This window comes from Caballeronia sp. ATUFL_M2_KS44 (genome assembly GCF_023630965.1).
Taxonomy (GTDB): domain Bacteria; phylum Pseudomonadota; class Gammaproteobacteria; order Burkholderiales; family Burkholderiaceae; genus Caballeronia; species Caballeronia concitans.
On the sequence record NZ_JALQEA010000087.1, the window covers coordinates 1 to 512 of the forward strand.

Annotated in this window: 1 protein-coding gene; it reads right to left on the bottom strand. The window is 64.8% G+C overall.

Annotation, left to right across the window (positions count from 1 at the left end; translation table 11 throughout):
• Positions 1-512: thiolase family protein (locus NCR39_RS29500; protein ID WP_502800296.1), on the bottom strand; the 512-nt coding region annotated here is incomplete at both ends.

The window sequence follows — 512 nt, forward strand, 5'->3', positions numbered from 1 at the left end:
TCGTGCAGCAGCGTGACGAGAATCCGGCAGCCCGATGCGCCGATCGGATGACCGATCGCAATCGCCCCGCCGTTCACGTTGATTTTCGACTGATCCCAGCCCATTTGCTTATGCACCGCGAGCGCCTGCGCCGCGAACGCTTCGTTGATTTCCATCAGGTCCAGATCGTTCACGCTCCAGCCCGCGCGTTCCAGACAGCGCTTCGAAGCCGGCACCGGACCCATGCCCATCACTTTCGGATCGACGCCCGCATTCGCGTACGCCTTGATGCGCGCGAGCGGCGTGAGACCGAGCGCCTCGGCCTTCTTCGCCGACATCACGACGACCGCCGCCGCGCCATCGTTGATGCCCGATGCGTTCGCCGCCGTCACCGTGCCCTCTTTCGAGAACGCGGGCTTCAGGCCGGACAGCGCCTCGGCCGTCACGCCGTGGCGCACGAACTCGTCGGTGTTGAACTGCAGCGGCTCGCCTTTGCGTTGCGGAATCGCGATCGGCACGATTTCGTCGTTGAA